Genomic DNA, 21,582 nt, shown 5'->3' on the forward strand with positions numbered 1-21,582 from the left:
GGCGCAGCCGAGCTGCGCCGCCACCACCACCCATTCTCAGGTCCCCCCTCCCAGCGAAGCGGATTGGGGAGGGGGGACGACAGGGGGTGGGGTACGTTTGGCCGCGCCGTGTGCCGGAGAAAACCGAGAAGGCCTACACAGACACAACATCTTTCGCCACCCGCAGGGCCGACCTTGAGGAGTGAGCCATTCCTCGCCCCTGCCAGGTGTCACGCATGCCGATCCGGAGGGACTCCGCCCCTCCGGGCCTCCCCACAGCAGGAGCAACGACATTTCCTAAGACGGCGCCGGTTCGTCCTTATCACAGCTGTGCGTGAGGGGATTGTGCTATACTATCCCCAGGAGTGGGAAGATGGCCCCTCGTGCGATCATCCATATGGATCTGGACGCGTTCTTCGTGGCCGTGGAGCGGCTGCGCGACCCCCCCCTGGTGGGACGGCCGGTTGTGGTCGGCGGTCGCCCGGAGCGCCGAGGCGTGGTCGCGTCGGCGTCCTACGAGGTGCGCCCCTTCGGCATTCGATCCGCCATGCCGATGGCACAGGCGGTCCGCCTGTGCCCGGACCTGGTCATCGTGCCCTCGCACTATCGGCTCTACCGTCACTATTCCGATCGCGTCATGGCCATGCTGCGGGAGATCACGCCGCTGGTGGAGCCCATCTCCATTGATGAGGCCTTCCTGGACGTGACGGGATGCGAGCGGCTGTGGGGGCCTCCCGCCGACCTGGCCGCCTGGTTGCAGGAGCGCATCCAGGCCGAGCTGGGCCTGGATGCCTCGCTGGGGGTGGCGACCAACAAGCTGGTGGCCAAGATCGCCTCGGACCTGCGCAAGCCACGTGGGTTGGTCGTCGTGCCTCCCGGCGAGGAGCAGGACTTCCTGGCCCCTCTGCCGGTGGAACGCCTGTGGGGTGTGGGGCCGGCCACCGCCCGTCGGCTGCGGGAAATGGGCATCCGCACCATCGGCGATCTGGCGGCCTGGCCCGTGCGTGACCTCCAGGCCCGCTTCGGCGTCCATGGCGAGGCTTTATGGCAACACGCGCATGGCCGGGATGACCGTCCGGTGGAGCCCGAGAGCGAGCCCAAGTCCATCAGTCGGGAGACCACCTTCGCCCGTGACGTCGCGGACCCGGAGCGATTGCGGCGTACGCTCCTCTGGCTGAGCGAGGAGGTAGCCGTGCGGCTGCGGCGTCATCATATGCGGGCCCGCACCGTGTTCATCAAGCTGCGCTATGCGGATTTCACCACTCTCACCCGACAGGCCACCCTCCCCGATCCTACGGACCAGGCCGCGGTCGTCTATGAGCATGCCTGTGGCCTCTGGCGCAGGGTATGGACGCGCACGCGCTCGGTACGCCTGTTGGGCGTGGGTGTGACGAACTTCGTCGGCCCCGAGCGACAGCTCTCCCTCTTCCCGGAGCGGGACGATCGCCAGGAGCGGTTGAGCCAGGCCCTGGATCGTATCCGGGAGCGCTTCGGAGATCACGCCATCGTGCGTGCCTCCTTGCTGGAGGCCTTGGCCGAGGAGCCCGTTCGTCGCGTCCGTTAATGCGGACCCTGGGAGATATCGTCCAGGCGCACCGGGATCGCTCGATCCAGCGTGATCTCCGTCAGGCTCACCCGGCATGTGAACGCCCAGACCTCCACGCCCGCGTCGGCCGCCGCGCTCAGCGTGCGGGTAAAGGTCGGGTCGGCCGCCGCGTTGGGGGCAAAGGCGTGGGCGTCCGATCGCTGCACGACGAAGATGACCGCCGCCCGGGCGCCCTCCTGTCGCAGTCGGATCAGCTCCTCCAGGTGGCGAGCACCGCGCGATGTGGGCGCGTCGGGGAACAGCGCCACGCCATCCTCGACCAGGGTGACCGACTTCGCCTCCACCCAATAGGGCTCTCCTGCCCTCCACAGGCGCAGGTCCAGCCGGCTGTGGCCTGATCGCACCTCTTGTTCCAGTTCCTCGCACTCGGTGAACGGGGACAACCGTCCCTCCCGCCAGGCTTCGGCCAGCAGCGGGGCGGGCAGGCGGGCGTCGATGGAGACCAGGGTGTTCGCGTAGGCCACCAGCCGGAGGTCGTATGCGGTCTTGCGTCCCTGGGTGGAGGCCCGGCTCACCCAGATCGGGGTCCCCGGCACGAAAAGCTCGCTCAATCGGCCGGAGTTGGGGACGTGGGCCGCGGCCGGACGCCCATCGATCTCGATGGTGGCCCGGAAGCGGTTGTCCCGACGCACGAATCGGGCGGGGAGCAGGGGAGGCAGTCTCATGGGCCGGTCCTGTCTTCCAGGGACTGAAGCGTGGCATCCAGCTCGGCCACCGAGGTGATCCGGGCCGCGGTTCGGAGGAACGCTGCCAGGGAAGGGCTGGCCTGGCGCAGCCGGGTGAGCTTGGGGCCGATGGGATCGACTGCCCCCGGGCTGATGGCGTAGCTCCCGTGGAAGGCGAAGTACGCCTGGTTCAGCCGACGGATCGTGTAGCCGTGGGCGAGGAAACGCTGTCGGCGGGCCTCCATGAACGCTTCCGCCTCATTCACATACCCTTTCGCCAGCAGAGCATCCACGGCCAGCCGGGTCGCCCGCATCTCCCTCCCGAAGTCGAACTCCTTTTGTTCGATGGGGCGTTGCTGGCTGGTTGGGATGCGCTTGGGCGGCACCAGGTCGGGATAGAACCGGGCCAGCGCCTTGGCTCCCACCTCATCGCCGACGATGGAGGCCACGGTCTCGTTCAGCGTCACGGTGTCGTTGTTATCGTAGTAGTGCCAGCCCAATGGGCGAAAGGCCAGATAGTTGTGAGTCCACTCATGGGCGATGGTGCTGAGGATCCAGGCCAGGCTGGCGCGATCGATCACCATAGTGGGGAACGCGCCGAAGCCGCCCACCCCTTCCACCAATGCCGACAGGTCGCTCAGGGATTCCACCTGGGTCTCCAGCATGACCTGTCGATCCAGGGGTAGGTCGGATTCCAGGTAAACGCCCATATACAGCTCGATGCGGGAGCGCGGCGAGACGATCAGGTAGTACGGCGGCTCGGAGAAGGCGAACTTCACCGGCGGCCACACCTGGCCCAGCACCGTCAGCCCCTCATCCGCCAACACCGTGCTGATCTGGGTTTGTAGGACGGCCTCGGCGATGGGGCGACGGGCCTCCTGGACCCGTCGCAGGGCCATCTCCTCCTTTCGCATCGCAGCTGTGGCGGCATCCGGATCTTGTACGGAATCGTCCGCGTAGATCCGTTCGATGGCTCCTTCCAGCTCCCCGATGCGGCGGGCCGTGGCCACGTAGTCCCGCACGATCTGGATCTGCCGGGACGGTGGTAGGCCCCTGGCCGGATTGTCGATCGATTCCCATGCCTTCTGCGCCAGCCCCTGGATCTCCCAGGCCCACAGGTTGAACTCGTACGGGCCGGTGAGGGTGCGTATGTGATATCTCAGTTGTTCGTCGGGAGGGATGTACTCGCCGGGGATAGCCGTCAGGATGAAGGCGATCAGGAAGGCCAGCATACCCCATCGGAGGGCTGACCGGAGGGCGCGCCGTCCCGCCTCCATGATCCTTTGTGGGGTCTCATGGAGCCGCGGATGGGGATGTGATCGAGGTTCTGGCCGAAGCACGCGGGCGCTCTCTTTCGATGTGATCGTTCGGATGCGTTGGGACGTATTATACCCGATCTCGGAAGAAAGGCGTTGGACGAGGGCGTCCGGTGGTCGGTTTTGCGAAGATCGCCTTTGACGGCCCTGATGGTATATGCTATCATCGCCATGAGTTTGTCCGGCCGGGGAGTGGTTCACCAAGAAGGGAGGCGGAGTTGTCCTTTCCCACGACTCATGTAGAGGATCTGGAGATCACCCGGCTCATCTGCGGGACCAATGGCTTCCTCGGCTATTCCCACTTCAGCGCGGCTCGAGATCGCTGGATCCGGGAGTACTTCACCGTCGAGCGGATTGCGGAGGTGATCGGCCGCTTCGCCGAGCTGGGGGTCAACGCGGTGATGGGCCCCCTGGATGATAAGCTGATCGCGGCGCTGGAGCAGGTGGAGCGGGAGACGGGGACGCGCATGATCTACATCGCCACGCCGGGCGGTCATACCGTGGATGAGGTGATCGAGGGCGTACGCCGCTCGGCCGAGGTGGGGGCTCGCATCTGCATGCCGCATCAAATGTACACGGACACGCATCTGGTGCCGGCCGAGACGCGCATCGAGGGGATCGAGCCGATCCTGGAGGAGATCCGGAGGCTGGGGATGATCCCCGGGTTGAGCACCCATCGTCCTGAGACGATCACGGTGTGCGATCAGGCCGGATATGATGTGGCGACCTACATCCAGCCGTACAATGCCATCGGTTTCCTGTGTCAGGTGGAGACGGACTGGATCGGCCGGGTGATCCGAGACACTCCCAAGCCGGTGATGTGCATCAAGCCGCTGGGCGCAGGCCGCATCCTCCCTCCCACGGGCCTGCAATTCGTCTTCTCCACCTGTAAACCCGCTGATATGGTGGTCATCGGCACCATGAACGTGTATGAGGCCGAGGAGGATGTGCAGATCGCCCTGGAGATCCTGACCGGCGCTCCGGCGGGCCGAGAGCTCACCTTCTCACGAAGCAAATCCGTTTTGACCGAGCGCGGGCAGTGAGCCTTCGAGATGTGCGGCTCGTCACCGCCGCCATGGTGACGTGGGATGTTCTGGTCCAGGCGCTGAACCGGGGATATAGTGACTACTTCGAGACGGTTCATACGACGGTTCGGCAGTTGCAGCGGATGACGGCCGCCTGGGATGTGGACCTGGAGGGTTCGGCGGTTGCCCTATCCGGCGATGGCGAGCCGATCGGCGTGGGGCTTTTGGGATTGCGCGGGGGGCGGGCCTGGATAGGGGGCCTGGCCGTCGTGCCGGAGTGGCGGCGTCAGGGGTTGGGGCGTGCCTTGCTGGATCGCCTGATCGCGGCGGCCCATGAGCGACGGGCCCGACACATCACCCTGGAGGTGCTGTGCGAGAACGAGCCCGCCATCGCGCTGTATCGATCTGCCGGGTTCTATGTGCGCCGGGAGTTGCTGAGTTGGGAGCGGTCGCCGGAGGTAGGGACGCTCCCGGTGCCCGCCGCGCGCGCGGCGCCGGTGGAGGCCGCCTCCCTCATCGCCGACTTCGATGCCTGGCACGCGCAGCCTCCCTGCTGGCAGCGGGAATTGCGCTCCTTGCGGCCCTTTTTGCGACGTCTTGATGGTTGGGCTTTGATGGAGGCGGGACGGCCGGTCGCGTACGCGCTCACGCTGGGACAGGCTGATCAGCTCACGCTCGTGGATATCGGCATTTCCCCTGAGATCAACGTGCGGTCCGCCGCCCGGCCGCTGCTGCAGTCGCTTCAGTTACTCCATATGGATAGCGTACTCATATTGCACAATCAACCGGCGGGCGACCCGCTTAATCACGTTCTGGCCGCCCTGGGTTTTCGCGTGGATCGTCGGCAGTACGAGATGCGGCTGGCGCTGGTGGAGGGGGATCCGTAAGGGCGATCGGCCGATCGCCCTTGCTTTAGGCCCATGGCGAGCCCACAAAGGGGGCATGGAAGGGCCTCCTCCCGTCTAAATATCCTCTCTTCCGCCTTGTACCTGCCCTTTCCCGGCCTGATTCAGGTGGACAAAGCCGGGCAGTGCGGGTGAGGGGCGGAAACCGGGAAGTTGCTTTGGGGAGGCTGCGTCCTTCAATGCTCCCCGCTGTATTTCCACCGAACAAGATACACGATCCCGTTTGCAATGTGGTTGCACCTGTCGAAAGGTATGCTATCATGAGAAAAGAGCGCTGGGATCAGGAGGAAGACCATGGTGGATAGGCCGACGGTTGGGTTCATCGGTCTGGGGATCATGGGGAAGCCCATGGCCCTCAACGTGCTCAAGGCGGGGTTCCCGCTGGTGGTGCATAACCGCAGTCGCGGCCCGGTGGAGGAGCTCGTCGCGGCCGGGGCCGAGGACGGCGGCTCCCCCAAGGGCGTGGCCCAGCGGGCGGAGATCATCCTCATGTGCCTGCCCGACTCCCCCGACGTCCAACTGGTGGTGGAGGGGCCCGAGGGCGTCTTCGAGGGGATCGGCCCGGGCAAGGTGATCGTGGACATGAGCACCATCTCGCCGGTGGTGGCGCGAGATCTGGCGGCTAAAGCGGAGAAGCTGGGGGCGGAGATGCTGGACGCGCCCGTCTCCGGTGGGGACATCGGCGCCCGGCAGGGGACGCTCTCCATCATGGTCGGCGGCAAGCACCCGGTCTTCGAGCGGGTCCTGCCCGTGTTCCAGGCGATGGGCAGGAACATCGTTTATGTCGGCGAGGCCGGGGCCGGCCAGGTGACCAAGGCGTGTAACCAGATCGTGGTGGCGCTGACCATCGAGGCCATCAGCGAGGCGCTGGTGCTGGCGGCGAAGGCCGGCGTGGACCCGGCCAAGGTACGGGAGGCGTTGCTCGGCGGCTTCGCTCAGAGTCGCATCCTGGACGTGCACGGCCAGCGCCTGTTGGATCGCAACTTCCAGCCGGGCTTTAAGACCCGCCTCCACTACAAGGACTTGAAGATCGCCCTGGAGACGGGGCGGACGTACGGCGTGCCGTTGCCGGTCACCGGCCTGGTGCACGAGTTCTACGGGGCGTTGATGGCGACGGACAAAGCGGAGCTGGATCATTCCGCCCTGGCCACGCTGATCGAGCAGATGGCTGGGACGGAGGTGAGGGGGGCATCATGACGGTCGAGCCGTTGACGCCTGAGGAGCTGGAGACGTTGCGGACGATCCCCACGCCCGCCGTCTCCAATGCCATTGAGCTGTTCGATGTGCGGCCGCGCACGGAGGGGTTCATGGGGCCGGAGGTGCGGCAGATGTTCCCCTCGCTGCCGCCCATCATCGGCTACGCGGTGACGGCGCGCACGGTGTCCGCCCATGAGCCGGGGCCCAAGGGCCCGGCCTCCCGTCCGGACTACTGGCGCTATCTGGAGGCCAGCAGCCCCAGGCCGCTCATCGCCGTGGTGGAGGACCTGGACGATCCGCCGGCCATCGGCGCCTTCTTCGGCGAGGTGAATTCGAACATACATCGGGCGCTGGGATGCGTGGGCGCCATCACCAACAGCGGCATCCGGGACATGGACGAGGTGGAGGCGCTGGGCTTCCCCATCTGGGCGGGCAGCGTCATCGTCTCCCACGCCTACGTGCACCTGGTGGATTTCGGCACCCCAGTGCGGGTGGGCGGCCTCGTGGTTCGGCCGGGCGACCTGCTCCTGGCCGATCGGCATGGCGTCATCCAGATCCCGCTGGAGATCGCCCGGGAGATCCCGGAGGCCGTGCGCAAGATCGAGGTGCGGGAGAAGACCATTATCCAGTACTGTCAGTCGCCCGGCTTCAGCGCGGACGGCCTGGCCGATCTGGTCGCTCGGCTTTCCTAGATCTTGGGTGTGAAGGTGCAACGCACCTCCGCATCAGGCATGTGAGCTTTCCTCGGCTCGTCTTAGAGAGTGCCTGAGAAATGCCGGTACCCCTGCTATGGGGAGGCCCGGAGGGGCGAAGCCCCTCCGGAAAAAGCCCTTCTTCCGCCTTTAACCTGCCTGGCCTCGGCCTGGGCCCTTCGGGAAGGGCCGAGAAAGGCAGGTGCAGGCCGGAGAAGTGGGATTTCCGTGGAGGGGAGGACCCCTCCACACCTCCCCCTGTGGAGCTGGTCGTTGAGGGAGCCCCTCAGACACCTTACCGGTAAATTTTCAGACACGCTCTTATAATCGTCTTCTACATGGCGGGCAAGGGTGCGTTGCACCTTTATGAGATTTTCGGTGATGGATATGACCAGCGACGAGGAAGGGAGAGGTGGAAGGATGCGTAACGGCTACAACGGTAAGATCTTGCACGTGGATCTGACCGAGGAACGCTGGTGGGTCGAGGAGCCGAATGATCTGGTCTATCGGAAGTACCTGGGGGGGAGTGCGCTCTCCTCTTATTTCTTGCTGCGGGATTTGAGACCGGGTGTGGATCCTCTGGGGCCTGAGAATCTGCTGATCTTCATGACCAGCGTGATCAACGGCTTCCCCCTGTCCGGCGCCAACCGCTACAGCGCGGCCGGGAAGTCTCCGCTGACGGGCGGGTTCGGCGAGTCGGAGGCCGGCGGATATTGGGGGCCGGAGCTGAAGCGGGCGGGGTTCGATGGGATTATCGTCCACGGCCGGGCATCGCGTCCCGTCTACCTGTTCATCCACGATGGCGAATGCGAGATCCGGGACGCCCGACGTTACTGGGGACAGCTCTCCGGCGAGGTGCAGGATGGCCTGGAGGAGGAGATCGGCGACAAGCGCATTTGTGTCTTGCAGACGGGCGTCGCCGGGGAGAACGCGGTGCGCTTCGCCGCCATGACGAACCAGCTACGCCATTACCACGGCCGGACGGGGTTGGGCGCGGTGATGGCCAGTAAGAACCTGAAAGCCATCGCCGTGCGGGGGACCGGACGGCTCGTCCCGGCGGATCCGGAGGCTGCCCGCCGTGTGCTGCAATGGTTCCGAGAGAACTATGACCACGAGGCCGATATGCGGCACCGGCACGGCAGCGCCAACGGGCTGATACCGCTGGATCAGGATGGCATCCTGCCCACGCGCAACTTCCGGGATGGCTCCTTTGAGCACGCCAAAGAGATCTCCGGGCCCGCCATGTCCGAGACCATTCTGGTCAATCGGGGCACGTGTTTTGCTTGCGCGATCGCCTGTAAGCGGGAGGTGGCGGTCCCAGAGCGGGGTGTGGTCCCCAAGTACGGCGGCATGGAGTACGAGACCATCGCCGCCAACGGATCCCTGTGCGGCGTGGGCGATTTGAAGGCCATCGCCGAGGCGTCCCAGTGGCTCAATCGCTACGTGCTGGACAGCATCTCGACCGGAGCGGTCATCGCGTTCGCCATGGAGTGCTACGAGCATGGCATCCTGACCCGTGAGGATACTGACGGGATCGAACTGGTGTGGGGTAACGGGGACGCGGTGATCCAGATGATCCATAAGATCGCCCGCCGCGAGGGGATCGGTGACCTGCTGGCGGAGGGGGTCAAGCGGGCGGCGGCCAAGCTGGGACGCGGAGCCGAGCGCTTTGCCCTGCATGTGAAGGGGCAGGAGCTGCCCATGCACGAGCCGCGTGGTAAGCGCGGTCTGAGCATCGCCTACGCCACCTCTCCCACGGGCGCCGATCACATGGAGGCGCCGCACGATCCCTTCTACGAGAGCTTTGGTAACTATCATCATGAGTTCAGTCAGATCGGACTGCTGGAGCCGATCGATCGACTGGACCTGGGGCCGGCGAAGGTCCGGGCCTTTTTCTACACCCAGGCCGCCTGGAGCCTGTACAACTGCGTGGGCATGTGCGACTTCGTGGGGGTGCCCATCGGGATCCTGGCGCTGGAGCCCCTCCGGGATTACGTGAACGCGGTCACCGGGTGGGACATGAGCCTGTTCGAGCTGCTCAAGGTGGGGGAGCGGGCGAACGTCATGGCCCGCCTCTTCAACCTGCGAGAGGGTTTCACGGCGGCCGATGATACGTTGCCGCAGCGGATGTTCGAGCCACTCCAGAACGGCGCGTTGAAGGGGGAGGCGATCGACCGGGAGGAGTTCGAGCGAGCACTGAAGTTGTACTACCAGATGGCCGGATGGGACGAGCAGGGGGTGCCGACGTATGCCAAGCTGGCGGAGTTGGACCTCCTGTGGACCGTGGAGGGTTCGGAATGAGGCCGCGAGTCTGGGTGGAGCGGAGGCTGGCTCCGGAGGCGTTGGCCCGCTTGACCGCGGCAGTCGACGCCATCACCGAGGCGGACATGGATCAGCTGCCCGGCTGTCACGCGGCCATCATCAGCTCGCTGCCGGCCGCCGATGGCACGTTCATGGATCGCGCCGGGCCGACCTTGCGGGTGATCGCCCGGGCCGGGATCGGCGTGGATAATGTGGACATCCCGGCCGCTACGGAGCGGGGCATCCTGGTGGTGAACACCCCGGACGCCCCCACCGAGTCCACGGCCGAGCACGCCGTCGCCCTCTTGCTTGCCGTGGCCAAGCGGGTGACGGCCGGCGATAGGGGGCTGCGCGGCGCCGACATCCCCCGGTCTCAGCTGTTCGGCACGGAGGCGCGCGGGCGGGTGTTGGGCGTGGTGGGCTTCGGGCGTATCGGGCGGCGCGTGGCCGAGATCTGCGCGCTGGGATTGAAGATGCGGGTCATCGCCTATGATCCCTACGTCGATCGGGAGCGGGCGGACGCGTTGGGCGTGGAGATGGTGGATAGCCTGGAGGCGTTGTTGGAACGGGCCGACTTCGTCACGTTGCACGTCGCGCTGACGCCGGAGACGCGCCATCTGATCGGCGAGCGGGAGCTGCGGCGTATGAAGCCGGGCGCGTATCTGATCAACGTCAGCCGGGGGCCTGTGGTGGACGAGGCGGCGCTGATCCGGGCCCTGGAGGAGGGGCACCTGGCCGGGGCCGCCCTGGACGTGTTCGACCCGGAGCCGCCGTCGCCGGAGAACCCGCTCCTTCACATGGACAACGTGGTGGTCACCCCCCATACGGGCTCCTTCACGGATCTGGGGGTGAAGGCCATGAGCGAGGGAGCCGTAGAGCAGGTGCTACAGGTGCTGCGCGGGGAGCGACCGTCCTTCCTGCTGAATCCGGAGGCCTGGCCCGGCCGCGCGGCGGATCCGGTACTGGAAAGCGACACGTAACACGCAACACGCAATACGCGACACGCAATACGCAACACGCAACACGTAACACGTAAGGGAGCGGTCAACATGCGTGACAACAAGGTTCGAGCTGCCTTGAAGCGCGGCGAGCCCGTGATCGGCACGATGGTGGCGGAGATGCGTTCCCCAGCCATCGCGCTGCTGTTCGCCAACGCGGGGTTCGACTTCATGTTCATCGATATGGAGCATGGGGCCTACGACCTGGCGACGGTATCGGATATCATCAAGGTCGCCCGGCTGGCTGGTATCGTGCCGTTGGTCCGGGTGCCGGATGGCCGGTATCACTTCATCGCTCGCGTCCTGGATGCGGGGGCCATGGGGGTCATGGTGCCGCGCGTCGAGACGCGGGAGCAGGTGGAACAGGCGGTGGCGGCGCTGCGATATCCGCCCGTGGGCGTGCGCGGCTGTTCCACTGCGAAGGGGAACAGCGACTACCGCGGCGGGCCGCTGTGGGAGTTCACCCAGCATGCCAACGAGAACATCCTGGCGGTGATGCAGATCGAGCGCAAGGCGGCCATCGAGCACATCGATGACCTGCTCTCGGTGCCCGGCGTGGATGTGGCGCTCATCGGCCCGGCCGATCTGACGCTGTCGTTGGGCGCGCCCAGCCCGCAGGACCCCATGGTGCAGGAGGCCATTCAGAAGGTGGTCGATGCGGGCAAGCGGCATGGCGTGGCCACCGGCATTCATCTTCGGGATGTGAACGGGCTCAAGGCCTGGCGTGAGCGCGGCATGACCATGCTGACCTACTCCACGGAGGTGGACTTCATCATGACGGGTGCTCGCGCCGGCATCGCCGAGTTGCGTGGCTGAGGGGGTGGGCGTGCCGACGATCGAAGCTTCCAAGCTGGCGGATTTCGTGAGCCGCATCTTTCAGGCCGTAGGCGCGACGGAGGATACCGCCCGTCTGGTGGCCGACTCCCTGGTGACCAGCGATCTGGCCGGCCACGCCTCGCACGGCGTCATCCGGGTGCCCCAGTATCTGGACGCCATCGCGACGGGGGGGATGGACCCGGCGGCTGAGCCCGTGATCGCCCACGAGACGGCGACGGTCGCGCGGGTGGACGCCCGGCGGGGGTTCGGGCAGTTAGGCGCGCACTTCGCCATGAGCGTGGCCATCGAGAAGGCCCGATCGCAGGGCGTGGCGGCCGTGGGGCTGTTCAACTGCTATCATGTGGGCCGCCTGGGCGAGTGGGTGGAGATGGCCGCGAGGCAGGCGATGATCGGCCTGGCGTTTTGCAACGGCGGGCGGCCAGGCGGGGCGGTCGCGCCCTATGGCGGCGCCGAGCGTGTTCTGGGAACGAACCCCATCGCCGCCGCGGTGCCGGTGGCCGGACGGCCGCCCATCGTGATCGACTTCGCCACCAGCGCCACGGCCGAGGGCAAGGTCCGGGTGGCCCGCAATCGCGGCCAGCGGGTGCCCGAGGGATGGATCCTGGACGCCCAGGGACGGCCGAGCACGGATCCACACGATTTCTATGAGGGAGGGGTGCTGCTTCCCGCGGCCGGCCATAAGGGGTATGGCCTCTCGTTGCTGGTGGAGTTCCTGGGCGGCGTCCTGACCGGGCGAGGCTGTCCAGCGCTCCCCGGCTTCCTCCCCGGGAATGGCGTGCTATTCCTGACGCTGTCGATCGAAACCTTCCGGCCGGTGGATGCGTTTCTGGAGGAGGGGGCGGCGTTGTGCGATCGGATCAAGGCCGTGCCGCCCGCCGAGGGTTTCGATGAGGTGCTATTGCCGGGGGAGCCCGAGCACCGGGCTGCGGAGCGTCGTCAACGGGAGGGCGTGCCGGTAGACGAGGCCACCTGGTCGCAGTTGGTGGAGGCGGCCGCTGAGTTGGGGGTCCCCATGCCCGACTGATCTCAGGGCGCCTGGATGCTGCTGGGGGGATTCCCGTTGGCCTCCCCCTCATTCATTCGTGTACGTCGTGTTGGACAAAGCCCTGTCGTTCAGGTAGAATCTGGGGGAAGGCGCACCGCCTTCGTCGGCCCGTAGCGATCTCAAAGGGTCAGGGCTGGGATGGGCTCATCTCCCGGAGATGTGCAGATGGTGGTGGCCTCGCGTGGCCGGGCCGCCATCTCTCACATGCGTTTCATGGGATGGGCCGTTGTGCTTTCCCTCGATCTGGGCTGGATGGTAGCACTGCTCTGAGCGGTGCTGCCGGTCTGATCATCGTCCGAAAGAGCTCTGTCATCATGGAGGAACGGGTGTCCCCACAGGAAGAATTAGAACGCATCGCTGCCGAGATACGTTCATGCACGCTGTGTCCGTTGGCGAGGAGTCGCACCAACGCGGTGCCGGGAGAGGGGCCCGCCGATGCGGAGATCATGTTCATCGGCGAGGGGCCTGGGTTCCATGAGGACCGACAGGGTCGACCTTTCGTGGGGGCGGCCGGCCGGTTCCTGGAGGAATTGCTGGCCAGCATCGGCCTCACTCGGGATCAGGTGTACATCACCAATGTGGTGAAGTGTCGCCCGCCGGGGAACCGTGACCCGCAGCCGGAGGAGTTGAAGGCCTGCCGGCCGTATCTGGACCGCCAGATCGACGTGATCAAGCCGAAGATCATCGTGACGTTGGGGCGGTACTCCATGGCTCGCTATTTCCCCGGCGCCTCCATTTCACGGATTCACGGGCGGCCCAAGCGCGTGGGGGATATCATCTGCTTCCCCATGTTCCACCCGGCGGCGGGGCTGCATCAGCCGCGCTGGCGGCCGCTCATCGAGGAGGACATCAAGAAGCTGCCCGGGCTACTGGAGGAGGCGCGACATCGGCAGGCGGCCGAAGCGCGAGAGGACGGCGAGGACGACGTGGATCGGTACGAGCAGCTGAGCCTGTTCTAACCCGGAAGCGGGATCGAAAGGAAGAGGAGGGGCGAAGGGGCCATCCCTCCTCTTCTTTTTAGATGCGTCCTCGCTCGGGAACTCCTTACGAGGTCCCGTGAGGGGCTCGCGAGCGGGGTGTGTTACCAGGTCAGGAGTCCCTTGTGGACACATGGTGAGAGGATTCCTGCGATCGCGTTGCAGATGTCGAGCGGTCGAGAGCGCTCCAGGTAGCAGGTCGATCGCGTTGGACATCCGGGCTTTCGTCCCGGCGGGTGCCCAACGCGATCGGACTGTTGCCCTCTGGAGATCCGGTCCGGTTTCCCCGGGCGCGTAGCTCTCCGGTGAAGAGATGGGAGGCGATGGGCAGTGCGAGAGGGTGTGTTGCGGGTTGTCCCCCTGGGCGGTGTGGGCGAGTTTGGCAAGAATATGATCGTCCTGGAGTATGGCGATGATGTGGTGGTGATCGACGCCGGCCTCATGTTCCCGGAGAGCGACATGCTGGGCATCGACCTGATCATCCCAGACATCGACTACCTGATCGAGCGCCGCGATCGGGTGCGCGGGTTGATCCTGACGCACGGGCACGAGGACCACATTGGGGCGCTGCCCTACCTGCTGCCCCAGATCGAGTTGCCGGTCTACGCCACGCGGCTCACCCGGGGTCTGGTCGAGGTCAAGCTGCGCGAGCATCGGCTGCTCCGCCAGGCCGATCTGCACACGATCACCGAGCATGACGTCCTCCACCTGGGCGCCTTCATCATCGAGTTCTTCCACGTCTGCCACAGCTTCCCCGACGCGCTGGGCGTGGCTGTGCACACACCGGTGGGCACGGTGGTGCATGCCACGGATTACAAGTTCGATCCCCATCCGGTGGATGGCCGCCCCACCGACGAGGCCAAGCTCTCCCGGTTGGGCGATGAGGGAGTGCTTCTTCTGCTGTCCGACTCCACGAACGTGGAATCGGGCGGGTATACCCCATCGGAGCAGGAGATCGGGGAGACCTTCGAGCAGATCTTCTCCGAGGCCCCTGGCCGCATCATCGTGGCGACGTTCGCCTCCAACCTCTCCCGCGTGCGACAATTGATCGAGGTCTCGCGTCGCCATGGCCGACGCATCGGCGTGGTGGGGCGGAGCATGGTCAACAACGTGCGCATGGCCGTGGCGCTGGGGTATCTGGACCTGAAGGGGGATGAGCTGCTGAGCATCGATGAGATGAACGGCCTGCCCGCCCGTCAGGTGACGATCATCTGCACCGGGAGCCAGGGCGAGCCGTCTTCCGTGTTGGTGCGGATGTCGGTGGGGGAGCATCATCAGCTTCACATCCGGCCGGGGGATACGGTCGTGCTCTCCGCGACGCCTATCCCGGGCAACGAGGAGATGATCAACCGCACCATCGACAACCTCTTCCGGCAGGGGGCCAACGTGTACTATCACGAGCTATCCGATGTGCACGTCTCCGGCCATGGCAGCCGGGAGGATTATCGGGCGATGCTGAGCCTCACCCGGCCGCGCTTCTTCGTGCCGGTCCATGGCGAGTATCGGCACCTGGTCCTGCATGGGCGGTTGGCGGAATCTCTGGGCATCCCCCGGGAGAACATCTTCATCATCGAGAGCGGGCAGGCGTTGGAGCTGGGGCCGGATTGGTGTCGTCTGGCCGAGCGGGTGACGGAGGGCCATGTCCTCGTGGACGGCCTGAGCGTCGGGGATCTCAGCCAGGTCGTCCTGCGCGATCGGCATCATCTGGCGCGAGACGGCTTCGTCGTCGCCATCATCGCCCTGGACGAGACGACGGGACAGATCGTGGCGCCACCGGAGGTGCTCACCCGGGGGTTCGTTTACTCGGAGGAGGAGGAGGACTTCATCGAGATGGCGAGGGCGCAGATCTGGCATGTGCTGGAGGACAGCTACTCCCAGGCTGCCCTCGCCGCCAAGATCCGTCGGATCCTGGCCGAGCTGTGTTACGCGGAGACGCACCGCCGGCCCATGATCCTGCCGGTGATCCTCAACGTGTGAGCCCCCTGTGGAAGCGGGAATAGCACGCTAGCCCTCGATGTACTTCTCCAGGTCGGGCGGGCCCTTCAGAAGCGGCAACAGCTCGCGCCACACCTCTCGATCCTCGGGGTTCCGGATCTCGGGCACGAAGCCGAACTTGAGGTACAGGTGGATCGCTGGGATCCGTGCCGTCGAGGTGATCAGGTACGCCCGGTCGTGTCCCAGCTCTCGCAGCCGACGACACACAGCCGTCATCAGCGGCTTGGCCAGCCCGCGCCCCTGCATGGCGGGCACGATGGCCACCCAGTGTACCCGGCCGTACACCCTCCCCTTATAGTTCTCGTCGAACCAGGCCGTCGCCGTCCCGATCACGTTGCCGTCCGCGTCCACCAGGTAGTATTGCCGCTCCGCCAGGAGCTGCGGGTCCGTGCCGAACTCACGGACGAACAGCTCGGGCGTGATGGTGCTGTACCGATCGGCCTCCAGGTGGATCCGGACCCAATGCTCCTCGTCGCCGGGCTGGTAGCGGCGAAGGGAGAACCCGGGCGGGAGCTCGTATTCGGGGATATCGTTCAGGTGCTCTCGCACCATGGCGATCGAGACGTTGCGTTGTACGATGTCCATACGCTCACCTGCCGAGGGTGGACTGGGTGGCGACAACGGGCACGGCATCTTCCTCCGGGCTGGCCTCGTCTACGAGTTCTCCCTGCATGGACCACGGTCCGGCCCACGTGATGCGGACCCGGGCCAGCCGGCCCTGCCAGCGATCGGGATGTTGGAAGAAGACCAGCTTGTTGGTGCGCGTGCGTCCCCGCCACTTTCCCTTATGTAGGCCGTCCACCAGGATCGTGACCGTTTGCCCCAGCAGGCGGCGATTGATCTCGCCTACGACCTTCTCTTGCAGCGCCTCCAGCGCCTTCAGGCGGCGCTTCTTCTCCTCGGGCGGGACATCGTCCGTCATGCGGCGGGCGGCGACGGTGCCGGGACGTGGGGAGTACATGGCCAGGTGGGCCTTGTCCAGCCGCAGCTCCGCCAGGATATCGTACGTGTGCTGGAATTGCTCCTCGGTCTCGCCGGGGAACCCGACGATGACGTCCGTGTGGATGGCGACGCCGGGGATGCGCTCACGGATGCGAGCGATGAGCGCCCGGTAGTCGTCGGCCGTGTACCCCCGACGCATGTTCGCCAGCACCTCATCGTCCCCGGCCTGAATGGGGACCTCGATCACCTCGCACACCTTGGGCAGGGTGGCCACGGCGTCCAGGATGCGGTCGCTCATGTAGTTCGGATGGGAGGTCAGAAACCGGATACGCCACAGCCCCTCGACCTCGTGCACGGCGTGGAGCAGGTCGGCCAGGTCGGGGCCGCCGGTATCGTACCCGTAGCGATCCACGATCTGGCCCAGCAGAGTCACCTCTCGCACGCCCTGGGCGACCAGATCTCGCACCTCGGCGACGATGTCCTCCAGCGGGCGGCTGCGCTCGACGCCGCGACGGTAGGGGATGATGCAGAAGGTGCAAGCGTGGGAGCAGCCGTAGACGACCGGGACGTGGGCGGTCACCGGGACCTCCCCGCCCAGCGCCAGGTGACGCACCGTCTGGGTCACGGAGGCCGTGTCCTGCCAGGTGTGGCGACGGATGGTCTCCAGTTGCTCGGCGGCGGCCGCCTCCGCGTCCAGGCTGTCCCCCGCCAGGCGCTCTAGAAGTGGGCCCGGGTCGGAGGGGGGCATGAAGACGTCGACGAACGGGAAACGCTCCTGCAGCTGGGGCGATGGCTTCACGCCCACCAGACAGCCCATCACGGCGATGATCGCGTCCGGCCGGCGCCGCTTGATGGGCTTGAGCGAGTTGATCCGGCCCACGGCCTTGTCCTCGGCGCCCTGACGCACCACGCAGGTGTTGAGGACGACCACGTCCGCCTGCTCCGCCTGCCGGGTGGGCTCGTATCCCAGCGCCTCCAGGCAGGCGGCTACATGCGCCGAGTCCGCCTCGTTCATCTGGCAGCCGATGGTCCAGATATGGTAGCGTTTCCTGCTCATCTTCCCTCCGGTGGTCCGGCTTCGTAGCGTCTCATTCCCCATCTCTGTCAGGCTTCCTCGCCTCTCCTGAGATGATCGCCATGTAGGCCCTTCCCCACACCTCGCTCCATCCCATGCGCAGCTCCGCCACATGTCGCTCTCGTGTGCTCATGTTCTCCCACTCGGGAAGGGTAGGCTTCTCCCGGATATCGCCCAGCGGGCGGAATTGCTCGTCGAAGAAGGCGATGACCGGGATACTGCGATATCGTCCCTCTTTCAGATATTGATCCATGAGGTCCGGGTTCGCCTCCCGCTTGAAAACGCGTGCGTCCAGGCGGCCGTTGCTCAGCTCGTTACACTGGGTCAGCACAGCCAGCGCGGGCGGCGCGGCCGGGCACCAATCCTCGGTGAGGATCATGACGCGTACGGGGGTGGAGAGGTTCTGGAAGAACGTTTTCACCTCATCGGAAAGCTTCACATCCTGCAGCCGGCGCAGGATCCGGCCTCGTGCTCTGGAAGTCTCGATATATTCGGCCAGCGGCATGCCCTGGCTCCAACGCTCTGCGTTCACCGCGCGTCCTCCAATTTTGATGATTTTGCTTTGTTTATTGTATCTAAGTTCGCGGGTGCGGGCAAACGGTGATGCCACGCGGTAGCGCATCTTGTTCGGTGGAAATGCGACGGGGGCTTTGGGGAGCCGCGCCCCCAAAAGAAACTCCTTGGTTTTCGCCCCTGACCTGCCTTGCCCACCCGGATCTGGCCGGGATCTGGGCGCGCTGGCTGATGGAAGGGGCGGTTATCGCCGTCCCGTGGCAGCGATCACCTCGGCCGGCTGTAGCGCTCGCTTGCCCTTCAGCACGCGCTTCAGGAACTGCCCCGTGTAGGACTTCTCCACCTCCGCCACCTGCTCCGGGGTGCCCTCGGCGATCACCCAGCCGCCCTTGTCGCCGCCCTCCGGCCCCAAATCGATGATCCAGTCCGCGTGTTTGATGACGTCCATGTTGTGCTCGATCACCAGGACGGTGTTCCCCTGGTCGACCAGCCGGTCCAGGACGGACAGGAGGCGGGCGATATCGGCGAAATGCAGGCCGGTGGTCGGCTCGTCCAGGATGTAGAGGGTGCGCCCGGTGGCCCGGCGGCTCAGCTCCTTGCTGAGCTTGACGCGCTGCGCCTCGCCGCCGGACAGGGTCGTGGCCGGCTGTCCCAGCTTGATGTATCCCAGGCCGACGTCATACAGGGTTTGCAGCTTGTTGCGGATGCGCGGGATATTCTTGAAGAACTCCATGGCCTCTTCCACGGTCATGTCCAGCACGTCGGCGATGGATTTGTCGCGGTACTTGATCTCCAGCGCCTCCCGGTTGTACCGCCGGCCGTGGCACACCTCGCATGGGACGTACACGTCGGGCAGGAACTGCATCTCGATCTTGATGATGCCGTCGCCCTGACAGGCCTCGCAGCGACCGCCCTTGACGTTGAAGGAGAACCGTCCGGGGCGATAGCCACGCGCCCGCGCCTCCGGCAGGCTGGCGAACAGCTCCCGAATGTAGGTGAAGACGCCGGTGTAGGTGGCCGGGTTCGATCGGGGTGTGCGCCCGATGGGGGATTGGTCGATGTCGATGACCTTGTCCAGGTTCTCCACCCCCAGGATGGCCTCGTGCTTACCCGGCTTCTCCTTGGCCCGGTAGAGGATCTGCGCCAGGCGCCGGTATAGCACGTCGATGATCAGCGTGGACTTGCCGGATCCTGACACGCCGGTGATCACCACCAGCTTGCCCAACGGGATGCGCACGTCGATGTGCTTCAGGTTGTGCTCGCTGGCGCCCTTGATGATCAGGTATTGCCCGTTGCCCGGCCGACGCGCCTCTGGGACCGGGATCTCCTTATCGCCGCGCAGGTAGGCGGCCGTCAGCGAATCCGGGCATCGCAGGAACTCCTCCAACGGCGCCGAGCAGACCACGTGGCCGCCCTTCTCGCCGGCCCCCGGACCCAGATCGACGATCCAATCGGCGGCGCGCATCATCTCCTCGTCGTGCTCCACCACCAGGACCGTGTTGCCCAGATCACGCAGCCCCGCGAGCGTGCGGATCAGCCGGGCGTTGTCGCGCTGGTGCAACCCGATGGAGGGCTCGTCCAGGATGTAGAGCACCCCCATGAGCTGGGAGCCGATCTGGGTGGCCAGGCGGATGCGTTGCGCCTCGCCGCCGCTGAGGGTGTTGGCCGCCCGATCCAGGGTCAGGTAGTCCAACCCCACGTCCGCCATGAAGCCGAGCCGGGCGTGGAGCTCCTTCAGGATCTGGCGGGCGATGGTATACTCGCGCTGCGTCAGCGGCGAATCGGACGGCACGCGCGTGGGATCGCCCTCGTCCTGGGTGCCCTGCAGCCACTCGATGAACTGGAGCGCCTCCGTCACGGACATGCGCGTGATGTCATGGATGTTCTTCCCGGCGATGGTGACCGCCAGGGCCTCGGGGCGCAGCCGCTTCCCCTCGCACGCCGGGCAGGGGCGGCTCGACATGAAGCGCTCCAGCTCGCTCTTCACGTAATCGGAGGTCGTCTCCCGGTATCGACGCTGGAGGTGGGGGATCACCCCCTCGAAGAACGTCTCGTATGTGCGCACGTGGCCTTGCGAGTTGCGGTAGCGGATGGTGATGGTATCGCCTCTGCGCCCGCCGTACATGAGGATATTCTTCTGTCGGGCGCTCAGCTCACGATAGGGCACCCGCATGGGGATCTCGTAGTACTCACAGACGGCGCGCAGCAGCTGGCTGTAATACGTCTCGCCCTGTCCCTGGCGCGGCGCCCATCCCGGCGCTTTGATCGCCCCTTCGGCCAGGGAGAGCGATGGATCGGGCACGATCAGATCCGGGTCGAACTCCAGCTGACTGCCCAGGCCGGTGCAGACCGGACACGCCCCATGTGGGCTGTTGAACGAGAAGGTGCGCGGCTCGATCTCCGGCAGGCTGATGCCGCAGTAGGCGCACGCGTAATGCTCCGAGAAGATGCGATCGCGCGGCGGATCGTGGGTGACGTCGCTGACCACCATCACGCCGTCGCCCATGCGCAGGGCGGTCTCCACCGAGTCGGCCAGCCGGGTGCGATCCAGCCCGGTGGGCTCATTGCCGTTGCTGGGAGGGCCTGGTTTGCGCACGATCAGCCGGTCCACCACCGCCTCGATGGTGTGATTCTTGTAGCGGTCCAGCTCGATGTCCTCATCGACCTCCCGGATCACGCCGTCCACCCGAACGCGCACGAAGCCGGCCTTGCGGATATCCTCGAAGATCCCCTTGTGCTCGCCCTTGCGATCCTTGATCAGCGGCGCCAGGATCAGGATGCGGCTGCCCTCCGGGTAGTCCATGATGGCGTCCACGATCTGCTCGACCGTTTGGGCGGAGATCTCCCGGCCGCACTGCGGGCAGTGGGGGATGCCGATGCGGGCGAACAGAAGGCGCAGGTAGTCGTACACCTCGGTCACCGTGCCCACGGTGGAGCGCGGGTTCCGGGAGGTGCCCTTCTGATCGATGGAGATCGCCGGGCTTAGCCCCTCGATCTGATCCACGTCCGGCTTCTCCATCAGCCCGAGGAACTGGCGCGCGTAGGCGGAGAGCGATTCGACGTAGCGGCGTTGTCCCTCCGCATAAATGGTATCGAAGGCCAGGCTGGACTTGCCCGACCCGGACAGCCCTGTAATGACCACCAGCTTGTCGCGGGGGATCTCCACGTCGATGTTCTTCAGGTTATGTTCTCGTGCCCCGCGAACGATCAATCGATCTTGTGCCATCGTTTGTCCTTATCTCCCCCACCCGTGGTGTGGTTTCCGATCTCTTGACCGCCAACCACCGCTCGGATCTTCTCGTCGCTTTTCCATGGCTTTCCCGCGAGGGTTGTAGGCGTGCGCTCATCTCATCGTGCCATGCGGGATGGCCTCGCCAGCTGATGCCGCAACGTTACATTTTAGCACGGTTGCGGGGAAACCCAAAACCGGTTCGTTGCGAGGTCAGGGCTTTTTCAAAGTCAGTGATGAAGGGGGCTCAACGGTGGGTGGTGGCGGCGGCGCAGCGGAGCTGCG

Annotated in this window: 17 protein-coding genes; 11 read left to right on the top strand and 6 right to left on the bottom strand. The window is 65.7% G+C overall.

What is annotated here, in order from left to right:
* Positions 1-352: 352 nt before the first annotated feature.
* The gene (locus GXP39_09150) at positions 353-1,543 is read left to right on the top strand and encodes a DNA polymerase IV (GenBank protein ID NOZ28202.1); all 1,191 of its coding nucleotides are present in this window, start codon (positions 353-355) and stop codon (positions 1,541-1,543) included.
* Here GXP39_09150 and sfsA read toward each other — a convergent pair.
* Positions 1,540-2,250, bottom strand: coding sequence for a DNA/RNA nuclease SfsA (gene sfsA / locus GXP39_09155; protein ID NOZ28203.1), 711 nt, complete (start codon positions 2,248-2,250; stop codon positions 1,540-1,542). The two genes, GXP39_09150 and sfsA, sit on opposite strands and share 4 nt — an antisense overlap.
* A complete protein-coding gene (locus GXP39_09160; protein ID NOZ28204.1) occupies positions 2,247-3,527 on the bottom strand; it encodes a hypothetical protein in 1,281 nt (426 codons plus the stop codon). Before GXP39_09160 ends, sfsA begins: the two co-directional genes overlap by 4 nt.
* Before the next feature lie 257 nt (positions 3,528-3,784).
* Here GXP39_09160 and GXP39_09165 point away from each other — a divergent pair, with 257 nt between their 5' ends.
* From GXP39_09165 to GXP39_09210, 10 genes are all read left to right on the top strand, one after another.
* The gene (locus GXP39_09165) at positions 3,785-4,609 is read left to right on the top strand and encodes a hypothetical protein (protein NOZ28205.1); all 825 of its coding nucleotides are present in this window, start codon (positions 3,785-3,787) and stop codon (positions 4,607-4,609) included.
* Positions 4,606-5,478, top strand: coding sequence for a GNAT family N-acetyltransferase (locus tag GXP39_09170; GenBank protein NOZ28206.1), 873 nt, complete (start codon positions 4,606-4,608; stop codon positions 5,476-5,478). Before GXP39_09165 ends, GXP39_09170 begins: the two co-directional genes overlap by 4 nt.
* A 312-nt stretch (positions 5,479-5,790) precedes the next feature.
* Positions 5,791-6,693: a 2-hydroxy-3-oxopropionate reductase gene (locus GXP39_09175; protein ID NOZ28207.1), complete on the top strand. Its 903-nt coding sequence runs from the start codon at positions 5,791-5,793 to the stop codon at positions 6,691-6,693.
* Positions 6,690-7,385 (top strand): RraA family protein, encoded by a 696-nt coding sequence (locus GXP39_09180; protein NOZ28208.1) that lies wholly within the window; start codon positions 6,690-6,692, stop codon positions 7,383-7,385. Before GXP39_09175 ends, GXP39_09180 begins: the two co-directional genes overlap by 4 nt.
* 420 nt (positions 7,386-7,805) lie before the next feature.
* Positions 7,806-9,686 (top strand): aldehyde ferredoxin oxidoreductase family protein, encoded by a 1,881-nt coding sequence (locus tag GXP39_09185; GenBank protein NOZ28209.1) that lies wholly within the window; start codon positions 7,806-7,808, stop codon positions 9,684-9,686.
* Positions 9,683-10,666 (top strand): hydroxyacid dehydrogenase, encoded by a 984-nt coding sequence (locus GXP39_09190; protein NOZ28210.1) that lies wholly within the window; start codon positions 9,683-9,685, stop codon positions 10,664-10,666. The genes GXP39_09185 and GXP39_09190 overlap by 4 nt, the downstream gene beginning before the upstream one ends.
* Before the next feature lie 69 nt (positions 10,667-10,735).
* Positions 10,736-11,500 (top strand): aldolase, encoded by a 765-nt coding sequence (locus GXP39_09195; GenBank protein ID NOZ28211.1) that lies wholly within the window; start codon positions 10,736-10,738, stop codon positions 11,498-11,500.
* 10 nt (positions 11,501-11,510) lie between these two features.
* Entirely contained in the window at positions 11,511-12,545 is a 1,035-nt protein-coding gene (locus GXP39_09200; GenBank protein ID NOZ28212.1) for an Ldh family oxidoreductase, read from the top strand.
* Positions 12,546-12,880: 335 nt separating this feature from the next.
* Positions 12,881-13,525, top strand: a complete 645-nt coding sequence (locus GXP39_09205) for a uracil-DNA glycosylase (protein ID NOZ28213.1) — start codon at positions 12,881-12,883, stop codon at positions 13,523-13,525.
* Between the two features lie 348 nt (positions 13,526-13,873).
* Positions 13,874-15,520 carry a ribonuclease J gene (locus GXP39_09210; GenBank protein NOZ28214.1) on the top strand — a complete coding sequence of 549 codons (1,647 nt, stop codon included), beginning with the start codon at positions 13,874-13,876 and terminating at the stop codon, positions 15,518-15,520.
* Between the two features lie 27 nt (positions 15,521-15,547).
* On the opposite strand, the gene GXP39_09215 is transcribed toward GXP39_09210, so the two are convergent.
* The 4 genes from GXP39_09215 to uvrA form a co-directional block, all read right to left on the bottom strand.
* Positions 15,548-16,123, bottom strand: a complete 576-nt coding sequence (locus tag GXP39_09215) for a GNAT family N-acetyltransferase (GenBank protein ID NOZ28215.1) — start codon at positions 16,121-16,123, stop codon at positions 15,548-15,550.
* Between the two features lie 4 nt (positions 16,124-16,127).
* The gene (miaB, locus tag GXP39_09220; GenBank protein ID NOZ28216.1) at positions 16,128-17,579 is read right to left on the bottom strand and encodes a tRNA (N6-isopentenyl adenosine(37)-C2)-methylthiotransferase MiaB; all 1,452 of its coding nucleotides are present in this window, start codon (positions 17,577-17,579) and stop codon (positions 16,128-16,130) included.
* On the bottom strand, positions 17,569-18,087 hold the full coding sequence (locus GXP39_09225; protein ID NOZ28217.1) for a hypothetical protein: 519 nt from the start codon (positions 18,085-18,087) through the stop codon (positions 17,569-17,571). Before GXP39_09225 ends, miaB begins: the two co-directional genes overlap by 11 nt.
* A gap of 225 nt (positions 18,088-18,312) precedes the next feature.
* Entirely contained in the window at positions 18,313-21,294 is a 2,982-nt protein-coding gene (uvrA, locus tag GXP39_09230; GenBank protein ID NOZ28218.1) for an excinuclease ABC subunit UvrA, read from the bottom strand.
* Positions 21,295-21,582 lie beyond the last annotated feature (288 nt).

This window comes from Chloroflexota bacterium (genome assembly GCA_013152435.1).
Lineage (GTDB): Bacteria > Chloroflexota > Anaerolineae > DUEN01 > DUEN01 > DUEN01.